General features: G+C 54.6%; 8 protein-coding genes. 2 read left to right on the plus strand and 6 right to left on the minus strand.

Annotated features, from left to right (window positions below):
* Window positions 1–1,115 precede the first annotated feature (1,115 nt).
* On the plus strand, window positions 1,116–2,222 hold the full coding sequence (locus FCN80_RS16890; RefSeq protein ID WP_136991342.1) for a mechanosensitive ion channel family protein: 1,107 nt from the start codon (window positions 1,116–1,118) through the stop codon (window positions 2,220–2,222).
* 7 nt (window positions 2,223–2,229) lie between these two features.
* Here FCN80_RS16890 and FCN80_RS16895 read toward each other — a convergent pair whose 3' ends face one another.
* Entirely contained in the window at window positions 2,230–2,829 is a 600-nt protein-coding gene (locus tag FCN80_RS16895) for a LysR substrate-binding domain-containing protein (RefSeq protein WP_306767892.1), read from the minus strand.
* Here FCN80_RS16895 and FCN80_RS16900 point away from each other — a divergent pair.
* Window positions 2,805–3,692 (plus strand): zinc-binding dehydrogenase, encoded by an 888-nt coding sequence (locus FCN80_RS16900; protein ID WP_136991343.1) that lies wholly within the window; start codon window positions 2,805–2,807, stop codon window positions 3,690–3,692. The genes FCN80_RS16895 and FCN80_RS16900 overlap by 25 nt on opposite strands.
* A 215-nt stretch (window positions 3,693–3,907) precedes the next feature.
* Here the strand turns inward: FCN80_RS16900 and FCN80_RS16905 are convergent, their stop codons facing one another.
* The 5 genes from FCN80_RS16905 to FCN80_RS26880 form a co-directional block, all read right to left on the minus strand.
* On the minus strand, window positions 3,908–4,981 hold the full coding sequence (locus tag FCN80_RS16905) for a malate/lactate/ureidoglycolate dehydrogenase (RefSeq protein WP_136991344.1): 1,074 nt from the start codon (window positions 4,979–4,981) through the stop codon (window positions 3,908–3,910).
* A 752-nt stretch (window positions 4,982–5,733) separates the two neighbouring features.
* The gene (locus tag FCN80_RS16915) at window positions 5,734–6,915 is read right to left on the minus strand and encodes a phage integrase Arm DNA-binding domain-containing protein (RefSeq protein WP_136991345.1); all 1,182 of its coding nucleotides are present in this window, start codon (window positions 6,913–6,915) and stop codon (window positions 5,734–5,736) included.
* 2 nt (window positions 6,916–6,917) lie between these two features.
* Complete coding sequence (locus FCN80_RS16920; protein WP_136991346.1) at window positions 6,918–7,130, minus strand: hypothetical protein; 213 nt, start codon at window positions 7,128–7,130, stop codon at window positions 6,918–6,920.
* Between the two features lie 3 nt (window positions 7,131–7,133).
* A complete protein-coding gene (locus FCN80_RS16925) occupies window positions 7,134–7,415 on the minus strand; it encodes a hypothetical protein (protein ID WP_136991347.1) in 282 nt (93 codons plus the stop codon).
* Window positions 7,415–7,744 carry a hypothetical protein gene (locus FCN80_RS26880; RefSeq protein ID WP_230492728.1) on the minus strand — a complete coding sequence of 110 codons (330 nt, stop codon included), beginning with the start codon at window positions 7,742–7,744 and terminating at the stop codon, window positions 7,415–7,417. Before FCN80_RS26880 ends, FCN80_RS16925 begins: the two co-directional genes overlap by 1 nt.
* Window positions 7,745–7,759: the final 15 nt, after the last annotated feature.

The raw sequence follows: 7,759 nt of genomic DNA on the forward strand, positions 1-7,759 counted from the left end.
CAGGGGGATGGACGGCATATATCCCGGAGGAGGGTTAGGATAGCCGGTCCCATGCGGCGAATTTATGGATGACGGCGGTTGAGGATATTGACCGGATGCGGCGTTCGGACCTGGCTGCGGGTAGCTGAAATGGGGGGCATTGATGGAGGATAGATTATTCATTGCGGACTCCCTTCGTAATGATGAATGAAACCATGGGGCAAAACGGGCAGTGATCCCCTCCCTGGTTGTATCCGGGCCGATATTGCGGCCCCGCTGATAAACCATAGCGAAACCGTGAAGAAAAACAAACCGGCCGCCGTCGATGAATCAGGGCCGTCAAGGCGACGGCCGGGCGGCATGCGGCGCGGCGCCATGCTGCCGGCGGAGGAATAACTCATTACCGCGAATTGGAAGCATTATCGAAGGCGCGAGGGGAATTACCTGGCGGCAGTGACATTAAAAAATTTTTGATGAATTGATGACGGCAAAAACGGATTTGTGATAAGTATCACTGACCAATTTTAAGAACATTCCTAAAATAGCGCCATCCTTCGCAGAGCTAACGCCATGCCAACGTCATGAGTGCCGGAGATAAGCGCCGGAAAGGATACCCTCTAATGAAAGCGCCATTTAAGGCGCTTTCTTTCTCAGAAAAGCGCATCGGCTTCTTACCTCCTCGCGAGAGGGAGTACAGCAAAAGTTGTCGGTGCGCTTCTCTGTCTCCCTTCCCAGCATACAAAATACGGTTGGGCCAATGTGCTGTTTGGTCAGGCGTACATAAACGAGACAAAGCTGATAATCACCACCAATAGTGCGGATATGAATGCGATGTCGTGTATGCGCATAAGCGGTCCCTCCTTTCATCGCCTTCATCATGGCGTAATCAACATTGATGCGATGTGACAGCCCGGGCATTTCGCCCACAAAAAGATTCATCATTCATTGGTATATACTCTAGATACTGCGAGTGGCATTGTGGCGGTGAGTGAGCACAGCCAACAATGAGGCAACGTGAAGTATGACGAGTAGATACTCAAGAAATTTCCGACTGCGGTATAACGGCAAACAGGCGACCAGGGTAAGCCGGCAAAGCCGCGACGTAAATGAAAACGGGTAGATGAAAAGGAGAATATATGAATGATTTTTTCAGGCTGGATTTATTCAAAATGGCCGTGTCCGCTTATTTTTGGATTAATATCTTTATTGTATTGTCGTCCACTTTTATCATCTACTTTCTGGTCAGTAAGATAATTAACATCATCGGCAAGAAAGCGGCCAACTGGAGCCAAGATCGGCACAGATCGGTATACCATATCTTTGTGGCGATGCTGAATAATACTAAACGATTTTTAATATTAATTATCGCTTTCTTAATCAGCCTTAATTTTATCAATATGTCAGGGAACTGGCATCATGCCATCGCACAAGGCTGGTTCCTGGTTTTGGCAATTCAGATTGCCATCTGGCTGGATAGCGGCATTAATCTGTGGCATCAAAATATGATGCTCCATCCCGATTCGCTGCGTAATCCGGTGGCAATGGTGATTCTCGGCCTGATGTGCAGGGCGCTTATCTGGAGTGTGATGCTGCTGTCGATATTAGCCAACGCCGGCGTGAACATCACCGCCCTGGTGGCCAGTCTCGGGGTGGGCGGCATCGCCATTGCGCTGGCCATACAAACGGTGCTCAGCGATGTGTTCGCCTCCCTGGCCATCGGGTTCGACAAGCCCTTTGTCATTGGCGATTTCATTGTATTCAACGACATTGCCGGAACGGTGGAACATATCGGCCTGAAAACCACGCGCATCCGGAGTCTGAGCGGCGAGCAAATCGTTTGCGGCAATGCCATTTTGTTGCAGCAGACGATACACAATTATAAGCGCATGCAGACGCGGCGGATTGTCTTCACCTTCGGCCTGGCCTATTCCACGCCGCCGGAAAAACTCCGGCTGGTGGGCGACATGCTTAAAAAGGTCATTAACGAGGTGGGACGCACGCGTTTCGATCGCGCGCATTTTCTCTCTTTTGACAACTTCCGGCTGACATTTGAGGTGGTGCATATTGTTGATAGCGCCGACTACAATACGTATATGGATATTCAGCAAGAAATCAATATCCGATTAATGGAAGAGCTGGCCGCCATGGGCATCAAGCTGGCCATTCCCACGCAGAATTTATTGTTTCCCGAAGACATACCCGCGCCCCTTACGGTGAGGCAAGACGCGGGACGGCCAGGTTGACGCGCCGTCAAGTTCTGCCCCATAGACGCGCCATCGTCAACGCGATAAAGGCTTCCAGTTTGGGCGATTGCCACCGTTCGGGAAGATAGAGCAGATTCATCGGTCTGGGCAGCGGCGCATAGTCGGCGAGCACGCTGACCAGCCGGCCGGCGGCGATATCCTCTTTGAGCAATAATTCGGCGTGCATAAGTATGCCGAAATCCGCCAGCGCGGCCCGCCGGGCGCCCTCTCCGGAATCAAGTCTCAGGCGGGAATTCACCGGCACGCTGATTTCCCCGTCCGGCCCTGACAACGTCCAGTTGTGATTGCTGTCCCATTGACTAAAGCCTATGCAGCAATGACCGGTCAATTCCACGGGGCTGACCGGCGTGCCGTGTGCGGCCAGGTAAGCCGGCGAGGCGGCCAGCAGTAAGCGGTAATCAGGCAACCGCCGACAGCGTTCGTAAAATAGTCTCCCGGCCTCGGTCAAACCTTGACGTCGCGTGGTGCGGTTTAAAAGCGTTACCTGCAATCGCTGCTCCAGATAACGAATATGCTTGCCCACCATGGTGGGGGACAAACCCAATTGTTCCGCCGGGCGCGATGCAGGTCCGTATGACGGCGGCAGGGTTGAACTTTGCCGACATTTATCGCCGCAAAGGACATTATGTGTTGCATGACCAGCCGCCGCATATTGGTGGTTATGAGGGCGTCGGCGCCATTATCGCCCTGGGCGCGGGGGTAACCGGCTGGCAACTGGGGCAACGGGTCGGATTCGCCGATGTGCCTTTCAGTCACGCCACGCGTATCAATGTGGCGCAGGAGCGCGCGTTGGCGCTGCCGGACGAGCTTGGCGATAGGGAGGCGGCGTCGGTTCTGTTGCAGGGCCTGACCGCGCAATACCTCATCAACGACAGCGTGCGGGTCTGTGACGGCGACAGCGTGGTGGTGTTGGCGGCGGCCGGCGGCGTGGGCCGGATCTTAACGCGTATGCTGACGGCGCGCGGCGCGCGCGTATATGCGCTGGCGTCTTGCGCGCAAAAACAGGCTGTCGCGCGGGACAATGGCGCCATCGCCGCGATGTCCTATCAGCAGGATTGGGTCGGCGAAATCCGCTCGCTGACCGGCGGCGGCGTTCGTTATGTTTTTGATTCCGTGGGCGTCACTTTGCGGCAAAGTCTCGCGGTACTGCGCGCCGGCGGCCGGGTGGTTTCTTTTGGCATGGCTGGCGGCGATACGCCGGCCATCCGGGCGGGCGACTTGCTGATGGACTCCAAAGGCGTTATCGGCGCCGATCTCTGGACTTACCTGGACAGTGGCGACGCCCGCCGGGAACGGGCGCAACGCTTGTTCGACAGCCTGCGCCAGGGCGAGTTTTCGCTGCCGCCCACCGACGTTTTTTCCTTGGAAGCGGGCGCTGACGCGCATCGGCGGCTCGAGGATCGGGCATTTGCCGGCAAGGTGGTGCTCGTGAATGATAAAGGGGATTGATGAGTTGGTAATGATTATTAATACCATTACTTGATCGGATAATTCCTACCTGTTAATGTGTTTTTGCCCCTAGCAGAGCTAACGCCACACCAGGTGAGCGCCGGAGATAAGCGCCGGAAGGGGCGCCCCTTTCCCCCGTCCGGCGGGATATTCGCAGCCGGGTGTGCCGGCGCCGAACGCGCAGGCCGCTCCCGTCCGCCGGTGTTCGCCGCGGATTAACGCCGGACGCGCGCCAACTCGTCCGCCGGCATGCCGGCCCGCAGGGCGGCGTCGCATATGGCGTGCCAGCTTCCCGCGTCAAGGGGAATGCCCGAAACGGCGCGCGCCTGGCGATTGGCGTGTTCCCATTCGCCGGGTACCTGAATGGACGCATCGCCGGACTGCGGCGAGCGCTTAACCCAATCGATAAAGGCTTCGGCTTCCCGTTGCATGGCCGGCGCCGCGAAGGCGGACGGGTCGAGTATCAGGGTCGTCATGCCGTTGATGATCGCGTCCGCGTTTTGCTGTAAGGTCTGCTGGTGGGTGGTCAGTCCGCCGGATAAGGCGCCGCCTAAAATTTCGCACAATGTCGCCAAGGCATAGCCTTTATGCTGGCCGAAGGCGAGCAGGGCGCCCAGCGGCGGGGTCTGCATCACGCCGGGGTCAGTCGTCGGCCGGCCGTTGTGGTCAATCAGACACCCTTCCGCCACGGGTTGCCCCTTGTGCCAGGCGACGCGTGTTTTGCCAAAGGCGATAGCGCTGGTGGCGAAATCGAGTAGCAGCGGCGGATGCCCTTCCCGAGGGAAAATCACGCAAAATGGATTGGTGCCGAACCGACAGTCGGCGCCGCCGAAGGGGGCGACCATCGGGATGCCCACCACGTTGACGAAATGAAGCGAAATCAGACCCGCCGCGGCGCACTGCTCCGCCCAGTAGCCAATACGGCCGATGTGGTGGGCGTTATGCAACGCCACGGCGGCCAGGCCGGCCGTTTTTGCCCGGGCTATGCCAAGTTCCATCGCCTCGAACGCCGCCACCTGGCCAAAGGCGTGGTTGCCATCCAGCGTCAGCACGGCGCCGGCGTCGCGCACCACGCGGGCGTGCCGGTTCAACTGTAAAGTCCCTTGTTCCAGCGAGCGGATGTAGCTTGGGATCATGCCCACGCCGTGGGAATCATGTCCGGCAAGGTTGGCGGCCACCAGATGGTCGGCCACCAGGCCGGCCTCCCTGGGCTCGCTCCCGGTATGGCGAAACAGCGACTCGATAAATGCATGAAGATCTTGTGCCTGGATATGCAACGTGCCATTCACTGTGGTATTCCCTCTTTATCTCTCCTGAAAAATCTATCGTCGCATTCCTGTGCCGTTCTTGCCAGTGGCAAAGTGCCAGAGCCAGACGGGTATTAGAGGTAAAAAGGCGGCGCTACCAGGGCATCGTCCCGTTGATGGGTAAGCACCCTGGTTTGGTCGGGCATAGGGCGAAACGCCATCGGCATTGAACTGGAAGAAGAACGACTCCTGTAAACTCAGCAGGAACGGGAAAAATTAGCCCCTGGCGGGGCTGTATCTTGGAGCGTCAACTGTTCTGGACGGCATCCGTACAGCGTCGCCAGTTTTCGCGTGTTTTTCCCTGGGGTGTTGAGTCCACAGATTCCCACTGTGAAACAGCGGATTGTGTGGTTTCGAGTTTCTCGGCCGCAACATACTCTGACAGCCCAGAGTGAATACGCCAGGCGGACAAAAGGCTGACGTTCCGTTTGATAGTGATGGACACCACTTCAGCGGGTACTGTTTCGTCGTCGTGCTCATCGGCTTGATAGGGAACATCTCCCTAACTTCAGGCATAAAAAAACCAACCCTAACAGGTTGGTTTTCTTGAGGTTGTTTGGTCGGCATGAGAGGATTTGAACCTCCGACCCCCGACACCCCATGACGACGGGCTAAAACAAGCGGAACCCGCGCCAGCTCTGGATTATAGGTCATTCGACTGGACAAACAAACAGTACAAAAAAGACAAATTTGACTCCATATACATCAATAACTTAGGTATGGGTTTTTCCCCTCTAACTAACCTTGATTTCGGCATGTGGAACCTCGACCCAATCGACATGGTTTTGCGTATAAATTCGCGTTGATTTTGCATCGCTGTGTGCCATTCTTGCCTGAGGATCCATCCCCTGAATTTTGTATAGATGAGCGGCCAGCGCCCGTATCTCATGAAATGTCGGTCGTTCCGAAATAGGCAAATTGGCAGCAATGCCTAGTTGATCGCGTAGCGCTGAAAATGCTCGGCTTAGGTAATCGGGTGCTACTTGCGTCGGGTGCTGTACCTCTTGGCTGATAGGGTTACTGTTTTTTTCTGGTAGCCGGTGAACTACAAACGGACTGGCGATATTATCACGACTCTCGTCGATAATGGTCTTTAGGGCTGTCCCGATGGGGATGGCCACATGCGACGCCTCTTTTTTCTGGACCTTTTGCCGATGAATATAGAGAGTCCCATAAATTCCATCGCGAGGAATTTCGTACCAGACACATCCGCAAACGCCTTCTTTCGGTGCTGGTATGGAATAGCGAATCCGTGAGACTTCGAGCCTTGCTTGAGTGGTTTGTAGAGCCAGATCCATTGCCACTTGAAGCCACAAATCAGCCGCGGCATGTATCTGTTGGAATTCTTTCAGTGACAAGCGCCTGCGTTTTTTTCCAGCAACTCGTCGCATCTTCTTCCTGGCGGCAGGATTATCAAACATCAAAGATTCATCGACCGCATAGCTGAATATCTTTTTGAGAAAACTAATTTTTCTATTCTGCACATTTGCTGATGAATCAGCATGATATTGCAGAATATAATTGTTTACGTGTTCAAGCTCAATATCACAAGCAGGGGTGTCTTTGAAAAATTCCTTCATTCTTATCGCGTCATTTTTCCAATCAGCGAGGGTATTCGCCGCGGGCCTATCATTTTCTATTGCCCGCTCTAGCAAGTTGTCAATATAAATCGATAACGGTTTAGCCTCTCCCTGCGCACCACCAGATTCCCGCAGTAATGATTTAACTGTGATGGCGTTATTATGCCGCATCAGATTGTTATATTCTCGCGCTATGGCTATAGCCACCGCGCGATCTTTACCTAAATCTTTTTTCTTTCCAGTGACCAACACAAAGCGATAAGCCTGCTTATCTTTATCGTAATAGAGATAATCTGGCAGTTGCCGATATTCTCTCCTTCGCGGCCTAGCAGCCATAATTACTCCCTAATGAGTTCACTGACCCGCTGGGAAACAATAGAGTCAACTCCCCATTTTTCAGATGAGTAAACCCATACCGAGGTGTCGATAATTTTTCCACGCAAAAGGCCATCCCTGACCCAGCGTTTTATTGTGCGTAAATCAGGAATGGAATCCTCCTCAAATTCACGACGGCTCCATAAGCTCGCCTTCATTAATTTTCCGGTCGCCATTATCTATTCCTCCGCATGAACCAGCAGTGCTGGGTTTAAAATTCGTTTCGGATCACCCAGAATGAACACACGACGATTAAACCCGTCTGGATCTGTCCGGCTCGACTGGTCTTGCAATCGACGGCGACGCGCCTTGTCTTTGCAACACGCCAAACACATCCGACCGTTTACGTAACGCACCCGGCCATGCCCCGGGCGATCGCATTCCGTACCGATATAGAATTTATCGCCGGCGGCCACGGCGGCAGTGTGGTCCGTTTTCAGGGTTGAGATATCGATAGCCATTATTCCTCCGTTGCGCTGGTGGCTGGTGGAGGGTCGTCCGGAAACGCCGGATGTGGCGTCCAGTGAGTGTGATATCCTGGCCAATCGCTATCATTTGGCGTACCAATCCACGCCGGTTCTCCCAGCCATCCGCCATATTCCAAATCCAGTGCCCACCAAACAACCGGCCCGAACTCTTCATCCCATTTATCCAGCGGCCGCGCGACCGGCTCCGCCAGGGCATCAGAGAAATTGACGGCAACCAAGCGGCCGCCGGCCAGTTGTGTACCGGCATTAACGACTGGTTCCTGGCCGTCAGGGTACTCAACAACGTAGGTATATCGGCTCATCGGTCATCCTCCTCG

This window comes from Martelella alba, from assembly GCF_005217455.1.
In the GTDB taxonomy this organism is placed as follows: Bacteria; Pseudomonadota; Gammaproteobacteria; order Enterobacterales; family Enterobacteriaceae; genus Acerihabitans.